This window comes from Rhizobium sp. 2MFCol3.1, assembly GCF_000377565.1.
Lineage (GTDB): Bacteria > Pseudomonadota > Alphaproteobacteria > Rhizobiales > Rhizobiaceae > Rhizobium.
Genome location: NZ_KB898364.1, coordinates 57,895 through 75,735 on the forward strand (window position 1 = coordinate 57,895; position 17,841 = coordinate 75,735).

20 protein-coding genes are annotated in these 17,841 nt (G+C 61.7%); 9 read left to right on the top strand and 11 right to left on the bottom strand.

Translation table 11 applies throughout. The annotated features are described in order from the left end of the window. Positions 1 to 20: 20 nt before the first annotated feature. The 6 genes from D460_RS0121090 (at position 21) to D460_RS0121115 (ending at position 4,641) form a co-directional block, all read left to right on the top strand. Positions 21 to 797, top strand: a complete 777-nt coding sequence (locus tag D460_RS0121090; RefSeq protein WP_018900578.1) for a transporter substrate-binding domain-containing protein — start codon at positions 21 to 23, stop codon at positions 795 to 797. A 108-nt stretch (positions 798 to 905) separates the two neighbouring features. Continuing rightward, entirely contained in the window at positions 906 to 1,709 is an 804-nt protein-coding gene (locus tag D460_RS0121095) for an ABC transporter permease (protein ID WP_018900579.1), read from the top strand. After that, positions 1,706 to 2,536, top strand: coding sequence for an ABC transporter permease (locus D460_RS0121100; protein ID WP_018900580.1), 831 nt, complete (start codon positions 1,706 to 1,708; stop codon positions 2,534 to 2,536). Before D460_RS0121095 ends, D460_RS0121100 begins: the two co-directional genes overlap by 4 nt. 158 nt (positions 2,537 to 2,694) lie before the next feature. After that, complete coding sequence (locus tag D460_RS0121105; protein ID WP_018900581.1) at positions 2,695 to 2,961, top strand: USG protein; 267 nt, start codon at positions 2,695 to 2,697, stop codon at positions 2,959 to 2,961. Positions 2,962 to 3,043: 82 nt separating this feature from the next. Beyond that, a complete protein-coding gene (locus D460_RS0121110) occupies positions 3,044 to 3,859 on the top strand; it encodes a methyltransferase (protein WP_018900582.1) in 816 nt (271 codons plus the stop codon). Between the two features lie 95 nt (positions 3,860 to 3,954). Then, entirely contained in the window at positions 3,955 to 4,641 is a 687-nt protein-coding gene (locus D460_RS0121115) for a glutathione S-transferase family protein (protein ID WP_018900583.1), read from the top strand. Between the two features lie 17 nt (positions 4,642 to 4,658). Here the strand turns inward: D460_RS0121115 and D460_RS0121120 are convergent, their stop codons facing one another. From D460_RS0121120 to D460_RS0121140, 5 genes are all read right to left on the bottom strand, one after another. Continuing rightward, on the bottom strand, positions 4,659 to 5,477 hold the full coding sequence (locus D460_RS0121120) for an ATP-binding cassette domain-containing protein (RefSeq protein WP_018900584.1): 819 nt from the start codon (positions 5,475 to 5,477) through the stop codon (positions 4,659 to 4,661). A 10-nt stretch (positions 5,478 to 5,487) separates the two neighbouring features. Further along, a complete protein-coding gene (locus D460_RS0121125) occupies positions 5,488 to 6,336 on the bottom strand; it encodes an ABC transporter permease subunit (protein WP_018900585.1) in 849 nt (282 codons plus the stop codon). A 102-nt stretch (positions 6,337 to 6,438) separates the two neighbouring features. Further along, positions 6,439 to 7,614 (bottom strand): FMNH2-dependent alkanesulfonate monooxygenase, encoded by a 1,176-nt coding sequence (gene ssuD, locus D460_RS0121130; protein WP_018900586.1) that lies wholly within the window; start codon positions 7,612 to 7,614, stop codon positions 6,439 to 6,441. Positions 7,615 to 7,646: 32 nt separating this feature from the next. Next, positions 7,647 to 8,609, bottom strand: coding sequence for an aliphatic sulfonate ABC transporter substrate-binding protein (locus D460_RS0121135; protein ID WP_018900587.1), 963 nt, complete (start codon positions 8,607 to 8,609; stop codon positions 7,647 to 7,649). Between the two features lie 194 nt (positions 8,610 to 8,803). Then, a complete protein-coding gene (locus D460_RS0121140) occupies positions 8,804 to 9,769 on the bottom strand; it encodes an aliphatic sulfonate ABC transporter substrate-binding protein (protein WP_018900588.1) in 966 nt (321 codons plus the stop codon). A 260-nt stretch (positions 9,770 to 10,029) separates the two neighbouring features. Between D460_RS0121140 and D460_RS0121145 the strand changes: the two genes are divergently transcribed. Beyond that, a complete protein-coding gene (locus tag D460_RS0121145; protein WP_018900589.1) occupies positions 10,030 to 10,899 on the top strand; it encodes an NAD(P)-dependent oxidoreductase in 870 nt (289 codons plus the stop codon). Continuing rightward, a complete protein-coding gene (locus tag D460_RS0121150) occupies positions 10,896 to 11,588 on the top strand; it encodes a DNA alkylation repair protein (protein ID WP_018900590.1) in 693 nt (230 codons plus the stop codon). The genes D460_RS0121145 and D460_RS0121150 overlap by 4 nt, the downstream gene beginning before the upstream one ends. 2 nt (positions 11,589 to 11,590) lie before the next feature. Here the strand turns inward: D460_RS0121150 and D460_RS0121155 are convergent, their stop codons facing one another. From D460_RS0121155 to D460_RS0121165, 3 genes are all read right to left on the bottom strand, one after another. Further along, on the bottom strand, positions 11,591 to 12,079 hold the full coding sequence (locus tag D460_RS0121155; RefSeq protein ID WP_018900591.1) for an Lrp/AsnC family transcriptional regulator: 489 nt from the start codon (positions 12,077 to 12,079) through the stop codon (positions 11,591 to 11,593). Positions 12,080 to 12,144: 65 nt separating this feature from the next. Further along, on the bottom strand, positions 12,145 to 12,780 hold the full coding sequence (locus D460_RS0121160; RefSeq protein ID WP_026283367.1) for a uracil-DNA glycosylase family protein: 636 nt from the start codon (positions 12,778 to 12,780) through the stop codon (positions 12,145 to 12,147). Next, positions 12,774 to 13,313: a thermonuclease family protein gene (locus tag D460_RS0121165; protein ID WP_018900593.1), complete on the bottom strand. Its 540-nt coding sequence runs from the start codon at positions 13,311 to 13,313 to the stop codon at positions 12,774 to 12,776. The genes D460_RS0121160 and D460_RS0121165 overlap by 7 nt, the downstream gene beginning before the upstream one ends. Before the next feature lie 105 nt (positions 13,314 to 13,418). Here D460_RS0121165 and D460_RS0121170 point away from each other — a divergent pair, with 105 nt between their 5' ends. Further along, on the top strand, positions 13,419 to 14,954 hold the full coding sequence (locus D460_RS0121170; protein ID WP_026283368.1) for a HAMP domain-containing sensor histidine kinase: 1,536 nt from the start codon (positions 13,419 to 13,421) through the stop codon (positions 14,952 to 14,954). Between the two features lie 6 nt (positions 14,955 to 14,960). Here D460_RS0121170 and D460_RS0121175 read toward each other — a convergent pair whose 3' ends face one another. The 3 genes from D460_RS0121175 to cobT all read right to left on the bottom strand — a co-directional run bounded on the left by D460_RS0121175 (position 14,961) and on the right by cobT (position 17,715). Continuing rightward, positions 14,961 to 16,061, bottom strand: coding sequence for a hypothetical protein (locus D460_RS0121175; RefSeq protein ID WP_018900595.1), 1,101 nt, complete (start codon positions 16,059 to 16,061; stop codon positions 14,961 to 14,963). A gap of 115 nt (positions 16,062 to 16,176) precedes the next feature. Next, positions 16,177 to 16,557 (bottom strand): diacylglycerol kinase, encoded by a 381-nt coding sequence (locus tag D460_RS0121180; RefSeq protein ID WP_018900596.1) that lies wholly within the window; start codon positions 16,555 to 16,557, stop codon positions 16,177 to 16,179. 135 nt (positions 16,558 to 16,692) lie between these two features. After that, on the bottom strand, positions 16,693 to 17,715 hold the full coding sequence (cobT, locus tag D460_RS0121185; protein ID WP_018900597.1) for a nicotinate-nucleotide--dimethylbenzimidazole phosphoribosyltransferase: 1,023 nt from the start codon (positions 17,713 to 17,715) through the stop codon (positions 16,693 to 16,695). Positions 17,716 to 17,841: the final 126 nt, after the last annotated feature.

Below are 17,841 nucleotides of genomic sequence, written 5' to 3' on the forward strand. Positions count from 1 at the left end.
AACCAACAGAGAGGACTCACATGCATATCTCCACCCGTTTTCTCGCAGCCGCCTCGATCGCCGCGATGTCTCTTTTCGCGGGCTCGGCAATGGCCGATGGCGAGAAGTATGTCATCGGCACGGACTCGACCTACCCGCCCTTCGAATATGTTGACGCAAGCGGCCAGTTCCTCGGCTTCGACATGGACATCGCCCGTGCGCTCTGCACCCAGATGAAGGCAGACTGCACCATCGTCAGCAGCGACTGGGACGGCATCATCCCCGGCCTCAACGCCAAGAAGTTCGACATGATCATCTCGTCGATGTCGATCACGCCGGAGCGTTCGAAGCTCGTCGACTTCACCAACAAGTACTACAACACCCCGCCGGCAATCGCCGTGCCGAAGGACTCCACCGTCACCGACGTTGCTGGCCTGAAGGGCAAGACGATCGGCGCGCAGACCTCGACCACGCACGCCAACTACGCTGAAAAGCACCTCGCCGACACCGAACTGAAGCTCTACCCGACGGCTGACGAGTACAAGCTCGACATCTCGAACGGCCGCGTCGATGCCGTCATCGACGACGTCGTCGTTCTGTCGCAGTGGGTCAAGTCGGATGCCGGCGCATGCTGCAAGATCCTCACGACCCTGCCGGTCGACAAGGAAATCAACGGCGTTGGCGCTGGTATCGCAGTTCGCCAGGGCGATCCGCTCCGCGAAAAGCTGAACGCAGCGATCGTGGCGATCCGTGCCGACGGCACCTACAAGAAGATCCAGGACAAGTATTTCGATTTCGACGTCTACGGCGCCGAATAAGCTGTAGTCCTGAAACAAATGCGATGGCGGGAGGCTTGCCCTTCCGCCATTTTTGTTTGACAAAGAGTGCAATATCAAGGCGGCAAAAGCCGCGAGGGGAAACTTGGCATGGGCGGATTGTCCTCCGCACTGGGTTCGCTCTGGACCTGGATTGGATATGTGTTTGACCCGCTATGCGGACCCGTCGGCATTTTCACATGGCTCGGCCAATCGACGATTCTGGCCTGTGGCGACACGGGCTGGGGCGATGAGATCGCCGCCGGCCTGAAGGTCACGGTCGCCGTCGCCCTCGTGACGCTCCCAATCGGCCTTCTGATTGGCTTCATGGTGGCGCTTGGCCAGCAATCGGAAGAAAAGGCGGTACGCCTTGCCGCCGGCATCTACACCACGATTTTTCGCGGCCTGCCCGAACTGCTGACGCTGTTCATCATCTATTACGGCATGCAGATCCTGCTCCAATCGCTGCTTGCCTGGTTCGGCTATGACGGCCGCATCGAGATCAACGCCTTCGTCTCCGGCGTCATCGCTCTATCTGTCGTGTTCTCGTCCTATTGCTCGGAAGTGCTCCTGTCGGCCTTCCGCGCCATCCCCAAGGGCCAGTACGAAGCCGGCGACGCGCTCGGCCTGCATCGCGGCCGCACGATGGTGCTGATCATCCTGCCACAGCTGGTGCGCATCGCCCTGCCCGGCCTCGTCAATCTCTGGATGATCCTCTTGAAGGACACGTCCTACGTCTCGATCATCGGCCTTGCCGACGTGCTGCGCCAGACGGGCGTTGCGGTGAAGGTCACCAAGGAGGCGTTTCTGTTTTACACACTGGCCTGCGGCATCTATCTCGGGCTTGCCATCATTTCCTCGTTCGGCCTGCGCTATATCGAACGTTGGGCGAAGCGCTCGGAGATTAGCCGATGAGCCACGCAGAGGTCCTGATCCCCCCGCAGCCGGCCCCGAAAAACCTCGATAAGCCGCTGACGCTTGCCCGCGTCATGGGTTGCCTCGTCGTCGGCCTGTGGATCATTCTCGCCATCGCGCTGATCGGCATGATCATCGAGGGCTGGGATGTCGAGAAATTCACCCGCTACGGCCCGCGCTATCTGCACGGATTGATGACGACGATCGTGCTGGTTGCAGTCTCCGTCGTCTGCGGCGCAGTTCTCTCCGTTCCGCTCGCTTTCGCCCGCATGTCGAAGAACAAGGTCATCAACGGGCTCGCCTTCTGCTACGTCTACGTCTTCCGCGGCACGCCGCTGCTCGCACAGCTCTTCCTGATCTACTACGGCCTCGGCCAGTTCCGGCCGCAGTTGGAATCCGTTGGCCTCTGGTGGTTCTTCCGCGACGCCTGGTATTGCGGCCTGTTCTCGATGACCATCAACACCGCCGCCTATCAGGCCGAGATCCTGCGCGGCGCCATCGAGAGCGTACCGCGCGGCCAGCATGAGGCCGCTTCCTCGCTCGGCATCCACAAGATCATCGCCTTCCGCAAGATCGTGCTGCCGCAGGCGCTGATCGTCGCGCTGCGCCCCTATGGCAACGAGATCATTCTCCTGATCAAGGGATCGGCCGTCGTCGCCATCATTACCGTGCTCGATCTCATGGGCGAGACGCGCTACGCCTTCTCGCGCACCTTCGACTACCAGACCTATCTCTGGGCGGCGATCTTCTATCTTGCCATGGTCGAAAGCCTGAGGCACCTGTGGAACTGGATCGAGCGCCGCCTCACCCGCCACCTGAAGCGATAAGTATCTTGGCAGCACTCTCGACGGAGAGCTGCCAAGCTATTGAAAATAAATAGTGATGTCCATTTTCTTGTAGCCTTTTCGCAAGCTTCGCGTAACCATGTCATGTTCTCATTTAAACGGACGCTAATAAGCGCCGAATGGGAACAGCGAGGCATCAAATGCACAAGGACATGGAAAGACAGCTTCAGGGTTACGGCCTGACGACGGCCCAGATCCTCTACCGCATGCCGGATCATCACGCGATCCTGCAGACCTACATCTGGCAGGATTATGATCTTGCCCCCGACTTTCCTGAAATGCGCGGCTTCCTGAAGTTCTGGCAGGAGACGTTGGACGGACCGCTGCACTCGGTGCGCTACATTCACCGCAAGCTGATCTCGGCCACGGAGTGGCGCGCGCTGAAAGGCGAGTTCATCATCAACTGAGCAGCCGCCATCAACGTCGCCATTGCAAAACCGGGCTGCGCGCCTTAGAGGCAGGGCAACAAACGAACGATGGTGAGCAGACATGGCCCAGAAGATCGACGAAGAGGCACTCGCGGAAGCCTATAACCGCGCCCTTTCCCTGGAAAAGGCCGGCGACGTCGATGCCGCCGTGAAGGCCTACGAGGAAGTCCTGGCGATCGATCCCGAGGATCACGGTGGCGCTGCCGTCCGCATTGCCGCCATGGGCCGCGGCGAGACGCCGGCGAAGGCACCGGACGCCTATGTCGAAACCCTCTTCGACCAGCACGCCGAAGTCTTCGAGGACGTTCTCGTCGAGCAGCTCGGCTATCACGTGCCGATGCTGGTGCGCCAGCGGCTGCAGGCGCTGAACCTCGGCCCCTTCAAGCGGCTGCTCGATCTCGGCTGCGGCACCGGGCTGACCGGCGGCACGCTGCGCGATCTCTGCGAGGAGATGACCGGCATCGATCTCTCGGAGAACATGGTCGAGATCGCCCATGAGAAGGATCTCTACGAAACGCTGTTCGTCGCCGAGGTCGAGGACTTCCTCGACGACAATGACGAAGACCCCTTCGACATCATCACCGCCACCGACGTCCTGCCCTACCTGGGCGGCCTCGAGCCCCTGTTCTTCGGCGCCGCCGAGAACCTGACACCGGGCGGCCTCTTCATCTTCTCCTCGGAAACGCTTGCCCCGGAAAAGCTCGCCGGCCGCGCCTACATGGTCGGCCCTCACCAGCGCTTCGCGCACTCCGAGGCCTATGTCCGCGAACGCCTCGACGCCACAGGCTTCGAACTGATCGAGATCACCAACATCAACGTCCGCATGGAAGAAGGCCAGCCGACGCCAGGGCACCTGGTGATTGCGAAGCTGCGCTAAAGCGCCCGCAGGCGGATAATCGCTTGCCGCTTACATGACGACATGCTGATATCGCGCCATTCGAAATCTCCGAATGGCGCGAAGGATACGTTCTCATGACACTTGTCCTGCATCAGCATCCGCTTGCCTCCTTCTGCCACAAGGTGCTGATCGCGCTTTACGAAAGCGTCACGCCATTCGAGCGAGTGCTCGTCAATCTGGGCGACGAAGCCTCGCGCACGGCCTTTCTGGCGCTCTCGCCGCTCGGCAAGATGCCGGCGCTAGAGGATACGGGCCGCAACCGAACGGTTTTCGAGACCTCCATCATCATCGAATATCTCGACCGCTATCATCCCGGCAGCGCGCGGCTGATCCCCGACGATTTCGACGCGGCGCTCGATGTACGCCTATGGGATCGCTTCGCCGATCATTACATTCAAGAGCCGATGCAGCAGATCGTCAGCGAGCGGATGCGGGCGAACGGAAGCGAGGCCCGGGCGGAAGAGGCGCGTCAAGCGCTCAGGCGCGCTTATGCCGTGATCGAGGACAAGCTGGCGGGCGACGGCTGGATCACTGGTGCGAGCTTCACCATGGCCGATTGCGCAGCCGCACCCGGCCTGTTCTACGCCGAAACGCTGGTGCCATACGGCAGCGACTTGCCCAAGCTTGCAGCCTATCACGCGCGCCTGATGGAGCGCCCGTCAGTGGCCCGGGTGCTTGAGGAAGCCATGCCCTATTTCAAATATTATCCCTACAAGGAAAACCTGCCCGCCCGCTTCAGGCCGAGCGACTCCGAGGCCTGAAGCGCACCCGTCACCAATCAGTGACCGCCATCCGTTCCGAGAATGGCCGATAGCAGCCGCCCCTCGAGTTCCGCCAGATCGGCATTGCCGTGACGCCGCGGATGCGGATGGGGAATGGCGAGGTCGAGCGACACCCTGCCCTCATCGAGTACGATCACCCGGTCCGCCAGATGCACGGCCTCGCTGACATCATGCGTGACGAGCACGGCCGTGAAGCCCAGCTCGCGCCAGACCCGCGCCAAGAGCTCCTGCATGCTGATCCGGGTCAGCGCATCGAGCGCGCCGAGCGGCTCGTCGAGCGCCAAGACACCCGGACGGCTCACCAATGCGCGGGCAAGCGCCACGCGCTGCCGCTGTCCGCCAGATAGCCGCGCCGGCCACTCGCCGGCCTTCTCCGCCAGCTGCACTTCCGAAAGCACGGCCTCGACCTCCCGCGCCGCCACCCGCCGGTCGACCTTGTCGCCAAGCCCGACCGCGACGTTATCGGCAACATCAAGCCACGGCAGTAGCCGCGGCTCCTGGAAGACGATACGCGCATTGGCCTCGCCGCCATCAGGCGTGTCGAAATTAAGCTCGCCCGACGTCGGCGCGTCCAGGCCCATGAGAGTGCGCAAAAGCGTGCTCTTGCCGCAGCCGCTCTTGCCGATCACGGCAACGAACTGCCCGGCCGGAATGTGGAGGTTGATCCCCCGCAGCACTCTGTTGGCGCCGAAGCTCTTGTCCAGCCCTTTCAGGGTGATCGCGGCGGCACCGCTGCGCGCGGGCCTATGTGCGTCGTGCGAATATTCCGGCGCATCGGCAACGCCCTGGAAGCGCTCATGTGCGTTGAGGGTCATGGCCTCTCTCCTACTTCTGATAGACCGGGTTCCACCTGAGCGCCCGGCGCTCGAGCGAACGGGCCACCACATCGGCGAACTTGCCGAGCAGCGCGTAGATGACGAGCGCCAGCACGACGACATCGGTCATCATGAACTCGCGAGCATTATTGGCCATGTGGCCGATCCCTGACGACGCGGCGATCGATTCCGAGACGATCAGCGTCAGCCACATAATGCCAAGCGCATAGCGCAGCCCGACGAAGATCGACGGAAGCGCGCCGGGAAAGACCACCTTGCGAAACAGCGTCCAGTTGCTCATCCCATAGACCCGGCCCATCTCGATCAGATCGCGATCGACATTGCGCACGCCGTGATAGGTATTGAGATAGACCGGAAACAAAACGCCGAGCGAGGTCAGGAACAGTTTCGACTCTTCGCCGATACCGAACCACAGGATGACCAGCGGGATCATCGCCAGATGCGGAATGGTGCGCAGCATCTGCAGCGTCGTATCGGTCAGTTGCTCGGAGAGCTTGGAGACGCCATTGGCGATCCCGAGCAGAAAGCCGATCGCCCCACCGACGACGAGCCCGGCAAAGGCCCGGCCGGCGCTGACGAGGATATCATGCGGCAGCTGCCCTGAGAGCGTCGTCGACCAGAAAGCCACGGCGACGTCGGCTGGCGACGGCATGATGCGTGACGATATCCAGCCCAGCGAACAGCCAAGTTGCCATGCCGCGATGATGGCAAGCGGGACCAGATAGGGCAGCAACCGATCGCGCCCCGGCACCGGCAGCCGGAAACCTGGCTTCGGAGCCGTCCTGCCCGCTGTCCGCTCCGTCAGCGCGCGGCCGATCGGCGTATCGAATGTCGACATGAAGTTCTTCCTCGCCTCTGTGTTGCCGCGGCTTCAAGCCCGCTGGCAGCCATGCGTCCATTGAAGCGCTGCCAGCGTGTCGAGGGCAGCGCATCCGTTCGATCAGGATCCGGAGACCACCTTGAGATTGCCGCCATGGCTGCCGCCGCCGAAGACCTGGCGCTTGCCGAAGTCGCTATCGAACCCATGGCGCTGCTCCTTGCGGGTGATGCCGAGTTCAGGGAACAGCAGCTCGGCGACGCGATAGGCCTCTTCCAGATGCGGGTAGCCGGAGCCGATCACCGTATCGATGCCGACATCCTGGTATTCGCGGAGCCGCGCGGCCACCGTCTTCGGTGAACCGACCAGAGCCGTGCCGGCGCCGGCGCGCACCAGCCCGACACCGGCCCAGAGGTTCGGCGACACTTCGAGCTTGTCGCGGCGGCCGCCATGCAGCGCCGCCATGCGCTTCTGGCCGACGGAATCGGACTCGTTGACGAAGCGCTGCTGCGCCTCCTGGATCGTCTCGTCGTCGAGCTTGGAGATCAGCCGGTCGGCCGCGGCCCAGGCCTCCTCGTCGGTCTCGCGCACGATGAAATGCAGGCGGATGCCGAAGCTGACCTCGCGGCCCTTCTCTGCAGCGGCGGCGCGCACCTTCTGAACCTTTTCCGCCACCTGCGCCGGCGGCTCGCCCCATGTCAGGTACTTGTCGACGCGCCCGACCGAGAAATCGATACCGGCATCCGAGGAGCCGCCGAAATAAAGCGGAGGACGCGGGTTCTGCACGGAGGGGAAGCCGAGGCGCGCATTGGTCGCCTTGATGTACTTGCCGTCATAGCTGGCGACACCCTTCTCCAGCAGTTCCTCGAACACCGTGAAGAACTCGTCGGCATGAGCGTAGCGCTCGTCATGCGCCAGCGTGATACCGTCGCCCGCAAGCTCGCCCGGACTGCCGCCGACGACGATGTTGAGCAGCAACCGCCCGTTCGAGATGCGGTCGAGCGTTGTCGTCAACCGCGCGTAATAGGCGGGCGATGCCGTGCCGGGACGGATGGCGACGAGGAATTGCAGCTTCTCCGTCTTGGTGGCAAGTGCCGCAGCCGTCACGAAGGATTCCTCGCAGGAGACCCCGGTGGGCAGAAGCACGCCGGAATAGCCGAGACGATCGGCGGCTTGAGCGATCTGCGTGAGATAGTCGAATTCCGGCGCGCGGTTCAGATCGTTGGAGCCGAGATAGGCGCCGTCTCCCGATGTCGGGATGAACCAGAGAAAATTGATGGGATCGTGCTTGTTGCTCATGGAAATGATCCTCTTGATCTCGAAAATTCGGGTCAGCTAGCGGGATGCCAGACGATATCGCTGACGGTCAGTTGCTTCGGCACGACGCCGAGCTTGTAGAAGTCGTCGGCAAGCGCCTGCTGGTAGGTGAGTGCTTCGTCCGGAACGAGCGAAACCTTGCCGAGATCGGCCTGGCTGCGCGTCAGCGTCACACGGGTGATATCGGCGGGAACACCGGTGATTTCGGCCAGTGTCTTCACGGTCCCATCGAGGTCCGCCTGCGCCGCCGCGCCGACCTTGGCGAGTTCATCGATCACATCGGCAATGACGTCGGGATGCGCTTCGGTGAAGGTACCGTTGCCGAGGAAGTAGCCCCAATTGTCGAGCAGACCCTCGGATGTGGTGACCACGCGCGTCTGCGGATCGGCCTCGGCCACGGCGAAGAACGGATCCCAGATCGCCCAGGCGTCGATCGCCCCGTTCTTGAAGGCAGCACCCGCGTCAGGCGGCGGCAGGTCGATTTCGGTAATGTCGGAAAGCTGGAGCTCCGCCTTCGCGAGCACCTTCAGCGCGAAGTTATGGGCGCTGGAGCCGCGCTTGTAGGCGACCTTCTTGCCCTTGAGATCCTCGATCGTCTGGATCGGCGAATTCTTGTGAACCAGCAATCCATGAAACGCCGCCGGCCCGCGATAGGTGCCGACATAAAGCAGATTGCCGCCGGCGGCCTGCGCGAAGAGTGGCGGCACGTCGCCGGTCACGCCGAAATCCAGCGCATCGGCGCCAACGGCCTCGAGCAAAGGCGGCCCGGAGGTGAATTCGTTCCACTCGACGGTCACGCCCTTGGCGGCCAGCCGCTTTTCCAATGCGCCGGTGCGCCGCGCCAGTGCCAGCACGCCGAACTTCTGCCAGCCGATCCTGATCGTCGTGTCAGCGGCTTTTGCCGTCCGCACCTGAGGCAAAATCGTGGTCGCGGCAGCAGCCCCCAAAAGGCCGAATGTCTGTCTGCGGGTGAACATGCTGGGCTCTCTCCTCATGGCCGCGCTTTGCGCTCTCAGGCCGTTTTCATGAGGCAATGATTTCATAGACTACCAATTAGATCGACATTATAAATTTTTTAGTCTAAACCAATCTGAGGAATAATTTTCCATATTCGCGGCACGAACCAACAGCCCGTGCCGCGACGTCACGACGCCCGATTTCGCCTCGGTGATCAGCTCGCCTTCGGCCGCCAGACGATATCGCCCGTTTTCAGCTGCTTCGGCACGATGCCGAGATTGTAGAACTCGTCGGCCAGCGCCTGCTGGTATGCGGCCGCGTCGTCGCTGATGGTCGACACGCCGCCGAGATCGGCCCCCGCCCGCGTCAGAGTCACGCGGGTGATATCGACGGGAACGCCTGTTATCTCGGAAAGCTCCTTGATCGTATCGTCGAGCTTGCCCTGCGCGGACCGGCCGACCTTGGCGAGTTCATCGATGACGTTGCTGACGACCTGCCCATTCGCATCGGTGAAACCGGCATTGGCGAGGAAGTAGCTGTAGGAGGGCACGATCCCTTCGGCGGTGGACAGGATACGCGTCTGCGGGTCGGCCTCGACAATCGCGAGATAGGGATCCCAGATCGACCACGCGTCGATGCTGCCGTTCTTGAAAGCGGCGGCCGCGTCCGGCGGCGACAGGTCGATCGGCTCGACGTCATCGATCTTGAGGCCGGCCTTGCGGAGTATCTTGACGGTCACGTTATGCGCGCTCGATCCACGCTTGAAGGCGACCTTCTTGCCCTTGAGGTCTTCGACCGTCTTGATATCGGAATCCTTGCGAACAACGATCGCCGAGCCGGCGGCGCTGCCCCGATAAGTCCCGACATAATAAAGCTGCCCGCCGGCCGCCTGCGCAAACAGCGGCGGCACATCGCCCGTCGCCCCGAAATCGAGTGCACCGGCCCCGAGCGCCTCAAGTAGTGGCGGCCCGGAAGTGAATTCGGACCAGCTCACCGTAATGCCCTTGTCGGCAAGCCGCTTCTCCAGCGCCCCTCTGCGCTTGGCGAGCGCCAGCACGCCGTTCTTCTGCCAGCCGATCCGAAACTCGGTGGCGGCGGCGCGCGCCGGCCGGATGGTAGGCAGTATGGCGGTCGCGGCCGCGGCGCCGAAAAGCCCCAGTGTCTGTCGACGAGAAATCATGGCTGTCCCCTTTCGATCAGCGTGTTTCGGGTCCGATCTCCGAAGCCGCTGTGTTTGCGATGGGGAAATTCTGCTGAAATCTATAAATTAGATCGACAATTATGTTTGTGATTTTAGGCCCGCTCGAAATTATCCTGACCCGATTTCGGGCCTTGAGCGGAATTTTGTTCCAAGCCGGACGCCGCGCATCATTTCGGCGGCTTTTCGCCCCGCCCTATTTGGGCTACTCCTCATGCCGGCATTCATGAAAGGATAGGTACATGGCAAAAGTCGCATTCATCGGTCTCGGCGTCATGGGTTTTCCCATGGCAGGTCATCTGAAGGTGAAAGGCGGCCATGATGTCACTGTCTATAACCGCACCGCTGCCAAGGCGGCCGCATGGGCCGAGAAATTCGGCGGCAAATCGGCCCCGACGCCGGCAGAGGCCGCCCGCGACGCCGATTTCGTCTTCACCTGCGTCGGCAATGACGACGATCTCCGCTCGGTGACATCGGGTAAGGACGGCGTTCTGCGGACGATGAAGCCAGGCGCGATCCTGATCGACAACACCACCGCCAGCGCCGATGTCGCCCGCGAACTCTACGCCGCCGCAAAGGAAAAGGGCGTCGGCTTCATCGACGCTCCCGTATCGGGCGGCCAGGCAGGCGCAGAGAATGGCGTGCTGACGGTGATGTGCGGCGCCGAGGACGCCGTCTACGAGAAGGCCAAGCCCGTGATCGATGCCTTCGCCCGCATGGTCGGGCTGATGGGCGCGCCGGGTGCCGGACAGCTCACCAAGATGATCAACCAGATCTGCATCGCCGGCATCGTCCAGGGTCTCGCCGAGGGTATCCATTTCGGAAAGCGCGCCGGTCTCGATATCGAGAAGGTCGTCGACGTCATCTCCAAGGGTGCGGCCGGCTCCTGGCAGATGGAGAACCGCCACAAGACCATGAACGAAGGCAAGTACGACTTCGGCTTCGCCATCGACTGGATGCGCAAGGATCTCGGCATCGTCCTCGACGAAGCCCGCCACAACGGCGCCAAGCTGCCCCTCACCGCGCTCGTCGACCAGTTCTACGGCGACGTCCAGGCCATGGGCGGCAATCGCTGGGACACGTCCTCGCTGCTCGCCCGCCTCGAAAAATGATAGGCCCCTCCTCCAGCGCAGCGGATCTGATCGCGCATCTGCGCACGTTGCGCTCGGAGGAAGCGATCACAGGAATGCGCCGTTTCGGCATCGTGACCGATACGGCGCTCGGTATTTCCAATCCGGCCATGCAGGCGATCGCCCGCAAGGTGAAGAGAGACCACACGCGGGCGTTGGAACTTTGGAAAAGCGATATCAGGGAAGCGCGCCTGCTCGCGCTTTACACGGCCGACCCGAAGCAGCTGACGCAGACACAGGCCCGAAAATGGGCCGACGACTTCCGCTCCTGGGAGATCGTCGATACCGCGGCAGACCTCTTCGTCAAGGCAGGGCTGCTGCCGCTGATCCCGGATATGGCGGCTGATGATCGCGAGTTCGTCCGTCGCACTGCCTTCGCGATGATCGCCAGCGCCGCCGTTCACATGAAGACGGAGCCCGACGAGACGCTCATCGGATTCCTGCCGCTCATCGAACGCCACGCCAACGATCCGCGCAACTTCGTGCGCAAGGCCGTCAACTGGGCGCTCCGCAACATCGGCAAGCGCAACCAGCATTGCCACGCCCTTGCGTTTAAACTCGCAGAGCGGCTGGCCGCCGACGCGGACAAAACCGCCCGATGGATCGGCAAGGATGCTGCAAGAGAACTGACGAGCGAGAAAATCCTCGCCCGCGTTCAAAAGAAGGGCTGAACTCAGTCCTCGTTGGACTTCGATGTGTCGAGGATCATGTAGTCGAGCGGCAGCTGCGTCGAATACTTGATCTGCTCCATCGCGAAAGCCGAGGAGACGTCGCGGATTTCGATCTTTGCGATCATCCGCTTGTAGAAGGCGTCATAGGCCGCGATATCGGGCACGACGACGCGCAGCAGATAATCCACGTCGCCGCTCATGCGGTAGAACTCGACGACTTCAGGGAATTCCGCCACCACTTCCGAAAACCGCCGCAGCCATTCGATCGAATGCGTGGCGGTGCGGATGGAGACGAAAACCGTGACCTTGGTGTTGACCTTCTCGGGATCGAGAATGGCCACACGGCGCTTGATCACGCCGTCTTCTTCCATTTTCTGGATACGACGCCAGCAAGGGGTCGTGGAAAGGCCGACCTTCTTTGCGAGATCGGCAACCGCCAATGTGGAATCTTCCTGCAAAAGACGCAGAATCTTGCGGTCTAGACGGTCCATTTACCCACCCCTACGAATTATTTTCTATGTATAGCGCGATTCCGGCCAGTGGAAAGAAATTTGTTTCAGTTCACAAGCATTGTGATGCGCGTCCTCAGGGCTGGCAGCAATTCCTCTTCGAACCACGGATTGCGCCTGATCCAGCCCGTGTTGCGCCAGCTCGGATGCGGCAGCGGCAGGATGGCGGGCGCACGATTGGCAAACAGGATCTCCCGCCACATCATGACCGTCTCGGTCACGCTGCCGCGCCGCTCGCTCCCCAGATGCCAAGCTTGCGCATATTGCCCGATCACCAGCACAAGTTCGATCTGCGGCATGGCCGCGATTACAGGTGATCGCCAGCGAGGCGCGCATTCGCGCCGGGGCGGCAGATCGCTGCCCTTGGCGTCATAACCCGGAAAGCAGAAACCCATCGGCACGATGGCGAAACGGTCGCGATCATAGAAGGTGTCACGATCGACCTGTAGCCACTCGCGCAGCCGATCGCCCGATGCGTCGTTGAAGGGAATGCCGCTCTCATGCACCTTCAGCCCCGGCGCCTGCCCCGCGATCAGTATCCTCGCCTTGGTCGAAATCACCGCCACCGGCCGTGGCTCATGCGGCAATTGGTGGTCGGGCCCGCGCAACGGCTCGTCGCGACAGATCCGGCAGCCCGCGATCGCCTCGCGCATCTCCTCCAACCCATCCGTTGCGCTTACCATCCGAAAAACCCTCTGACGCCGCTAGGGCGCTCGGCATCCTGCCTGTGGTCGCGGAAATCACGCGGCCTCTCGAAAGCACCAGCCCAAAGACCGGCCTTCTCAGATCGCGCCTCGGCCTCCTCGTCACCATAAGCGCCGTAGGAAACCGCCATGCCCCGCCGCACCATCACCGCATTGATATCCGTACCGCCCGCATGACACACGACGAGCAACCGCTGAAAGCGATCCCTCTCGGTTCCCACGCAGCGCGCATCATCACCGGCAACAAGGCTCTGCAGCAAGCGCTTGGCTTCCTGCCCGCACGCCCATCGCGCCCCACCACGCTCGCAGGTCTGCGCAAGCTCGGGCGCATCGATTCCCTTCAGCCGCATCCTCTCCTCGCCGATCGCAAGGCTGTCTCCATCAGCCGCGTGGAAACGGCCGGCGTGGGAGATTTCGGGGACATCGTTCAGCTTGGCCGCGATCAGCCAGATGAATGCGAGCAGCGCAAATGCCGTCACACCGTCACGAACGGTTCTGAAACCCCGCGTCACGGTTTCGCCTCCTTCAAAAACAAACCCTTGGGAAAATTGGCAAACAACTTCTTAATATTTGAGCCCTAATGTTCACGTACCCGCAGATCAAGCGTCACGTGTATAATGAGTAACGGCGTAAGCACATCGACAGATAAGAATATCGTCGACAAATCACGGAGTCACCGCAACAAGCCTGTCGCAAAGGCTGTGCGGGTGACGCGTGAGCGCCTGCAATCGAGCCATGCGCCGAGCGGCGCCTTCGATCGCGATGTCCTGAACCTCTATATCAATGCCGTGCTGCAGGGCGCCTCGATCATCCCGCTGTTCGTGATCATCATCGCGATCCTCGGCATCTATTTCACCGGCGACACCCAGATCGTGCTCTGGGCCATACTGACGCTGACGGCCCATGCCGCCAACGTGTTTCTCGCCCGCCGCGCCCGCAAGCGCGAGATGACGGCGATCCGCACGCGCAAATGGCGCCGACTGCTCCTCCTCGGCCAGTTCCTGATCGGCTGCTGCTGGGCCTATTTCGCGATCCAGGACTGCGCCGCCTGCGAGCCGGCCAACCTCGTGCTCTACAAGGGCGCGACGCTCCTGATCGCGTTGTCGCTGACGGCGGTGTGGAACTACATGCTGACGCTGTGCGTGCTGGTGACCTTCTCGCCGGTCGTCTTCGCGCTCGTCGCCAAATCCGGCATTTCCCGCGAGATCCTCGAGATCAGCCTGACCGCCACGCTGACCACGACGGTCATCTTCTTCCATTACATCAGCGACCGCCTCTTCCGGCAGAACCTGCGCATCCTCTCCTACCAGGCGGAGAAGGACGACCTGATCGCCGAGCTCGAAGTCGCCAAATCCATGTCGGATGAAGCACGCCGTCGCGCCGAGGAAGCAAACCTCGCCAAGTCCCGCTTCCTCGCCTCCATGTCGCACGAGCTGCGAACGCCGCTGAACGCCATCCTCGGCTTCTCCGAGGTGATGTCGGCGGAGGTCATGGGACCGCTGAACAACGCGACCTACAAGGAATATACGAGCGACATCCACCGCTCGGGCCAGCACCTGTTGAACCTGATCAACGAAATCCTCGACCTATCCCGCATCGAGGCCGGCAAGTACGAGCTTAGCGAAGAAGCAATCTCGCTGCTCGATATCTCGGAAGACTGCATCGGCATGGTGCAGCTGCGCGCCCGCGGCAAGAACATCACCATTTCGCAGCAGTTCGAGCTCGAACTTCCGGCAGTCTGGGCCGACGAGAAATCGATGCGTCAGGTCATCCTCAATCTTCTGTCCAACGCCGTGAAATTCACGCCACAGGGCGGCGAGATCATGGTCAAGGTCGGATGGACGGCCGGCGGCGGCCAGTACATCTCGATCAAGGACAACGGACCGGGCATCCCCGAAGACGAAATACCGGTCGTGCTTTCCGCCTTCGGCCAGGGCTCGATCGCCATCAAGAGCGCCGAACAGGGCACCGGCCTCGGCCTGCCGATCGTTCAGGCGATCCTCGCCAAGCACGACGGCCAGTTCATCCTGAAATCGAAGCTCCGCGAAGGCACCGAAGTCATCGCCATCCTGCCGGCACGACGCGTGCTGCAATCGGTTCCGGCCGTCGAGGATGCCCAGGCGGTCTCCCGCAAGCGCCGCAGTTTTGCTTGAGGCGGGTTATCGAACGATCGCCTTGAAGTCCTTGTCATTGGCAAAGTCCTGCAGATCGTTGTCGTAGCTGGCTGCATCCGCGAGTTCGGCAAGTGCCGTCTTGAAGTGCGAATTCAAACGCACAGCCTTTCGAGCGGCATCAAGCACCGCCAGACGCGCTTGCCGTTGCTCGCCCTCCGGGGCTCCCGATTCTCGCAGCGCATGGAATTTCTGGCCGTAAGCGGCCGCCATCAAGTACCAGTAGTAGGCAATCTTGACCGCCGGTGTTTTCACGAGCTTGTTGCCGAGCGTGATTGCGTTCCGATAGCCCTGCGGTTGATAGAGCACATTCTTGATGATCTCGAGACTGTCGTTGATCGAGAGTTCGTCAGCAACCGACGTGTAGGTCATCGGCACACTCATTGACGCCTCCCCAATCATCGCCGCCGCGTCCTTGAAATCTGGGACATCCGTCTTCAGCGGCAGGTCGCCGATCTCCTCCGAGAGCCTGATCTCCACATATTGAAAGAGAGGCGACAGGTAGATGCGGGTGTAGATGTAAAAGAAAATGAAGCCACTAACGAGACCGCAGACGAGAAGAAACGGCCCCACGGCGGGAAGCGCGCCTGCGCTGGCTTGTCCGTCAATGATGAAGACTTGTGCCTTGCGGCTCAAGAAGTCGCTGAACTGGTTAAACGCGCGGTCCAGCGAGCCTATCTGCGTCAGCCCCACGCCGACCAACATCGTCGTCAACCACTCCGATATTCGCTCTAGGTTGGTATTCGATCCCAGCAGTCGTTCTCTCTTCAGGGCCGTATTGGCCACAGCGGCTTTCGTCCGAGATGTTGTCTCTTTGGCGGCAGGCGCCGGTGACGGATTGTCCTTTGCAAGTATCCGCGGAACGGAAAAGAGAAAGCCCAGCAATCCGCCGATAGAAATCCCGACAAACACGATCAGCCCGCCTATACCGATCGCTGCAAGCCAATCGCCGAGTTGCGCCAGGGCCATGAAGCCAAGCGTTGCAGTCGTTACGACAGCGCCGACAATCGCGAGCAAAACCGCATGTCGGTTTCGCTCAGCCTCTTCACGCTCGTTCCGCTCAGCTTCGTAAACGCTGCTTACAGCCACAACCGCCTCCCTCTCCCTGCTCTGGAAAGGGCAGCATGGCGGATATCGAAAACACTCAAAAGATGCACTTACGGAGTAAGTGCAACCGATTACATCATAGACTGGTAACCGGCCTTCAGCCGAACATCAAATGCTTGCCGATCGTAAACAGCATGAAGATGCCGCAAGCGGTCAACATGCAAAGCACGGCGAACGAGCCAAGATCCTTGGCGTGTTTGCCGACGCTCGAGATCTCCGGCGAAATGCGGTCGATGACTTCCTCGATCGCGGTGTTGAGCGCCTCGATGGCGAAGACGATCAGGAACAGGACGACTGCGATCATCAGTTCGACAAGCGTCGCGCCCACCGCCAGAAGCAGGATCAGCGCGACGGCGGCGAAAAGAAGCTCCTGCCGGAACGCGGCCTCCTTGATCAGTCGCTTGAAGCCGCCGAGCGAATAACTGGCGGCGGCAAAAAAGTGGCTGATGCCGGTGAGTTTGGTCACGGCAGGTTTCATCAGGCGTCCTCGTCGTCAGGTAGATGGCGGCAATGCCTGCCGCTTCATATCAGAAAAATGCGAATAGCGTGTACACGCTCGCGTCGCAAGCCATCTGTCATAAACCTGTCACGAACCTGAACGCAGGCACTGAGTTCAGTGTTCGTGCTTGTTTGTCACACCTGCCTGCGCAAACGTCGCCATGCCGGAATGGCAGGCAGCCGCCGCCTTGACGATGCCGGCGGCAAGCGCTGCCCCAGTGCCCTCGCCGAGCCGCATGCCGAGCGCGAGAAGCGGCGTCTTGCCGAGCATCTCGATCGCCTTCAGATGGCCCGGCTCGCCGGAGACATGGCCGATCAGGCAGTGATCGAGCGCAGAGGGGTTGGCGGCCTGCAGGATGGCAGCGGCGGCCGTCGCCACGTAGCCGTCAATCAGCACCGGAATGCGCTCGACGCGCGCGGCAAGGATCGCGCCCGCCATCGCGGCGATCTCGCGGCCGCCGAGGCGGCGCATGATCTCCAGCGGATCGTCGAGATGATCGCTGTGCAGCGCCACCGCCTTTTCGACGGCTGCGACCTTGCGCTCGAACATGTCGCCTTCAGAACCGGTGCCGGGACCGACCCAGTCGCGGGCATTGCCACCGTAGAGCGCGTAGTTGATCGATGCGGCGATCGTCGTGTTGCCGATGCCCATCTCACCGACGCAGAGCAGATCGGTGCCGCCGGCAATCGCTTCCATGCCGAAGGCCATGGTGGCGGCGCAATCGCGCTCGGAGAGCGCCGGCTCCTCGGTGATGTCGCCGGTCGGGTAATCGAGCGCCAGGTCGAACACCTTCAGCCCGAGATCATAGGCCACGCAGATCTGGTTGATCGCAGCGCCACCGGCCGCGAAGTTTTCGACCATCTGCTGCGTCACTGTCGGAGGAAATGGCGTGATGCCCTGCTTCACGACACCATGGTTGCCGGCAAAGATCGCCACCAGCGGCCGGTTGACGGCGGGCGTGCGGCCCGTCCAGGCGGCGAGCCAGAAAGCGATCTCCTCGAGGCGCCCGAGCGAGCCCGGCGGCTTGGTCAACTGGGCATCTCGTTCGCGGGCAGCGACAAGCGCCCGTGGATCCGGCCCCGGCAGATCGCGCAGAAGTGTCCGGAAATCGTCGAACGGCAGGCCTGAAACGCTCATGGATGCGGCTTCCTTGTCTCGTCTGTAAACTTGTCTTATGGCTGCAAATCAGCTTCTTTCGCGGCCACTCTTAAATCCAGCCGCGAAGCGGAACAACTCTAAAAAGCGCCAGACATCATCCCCGGG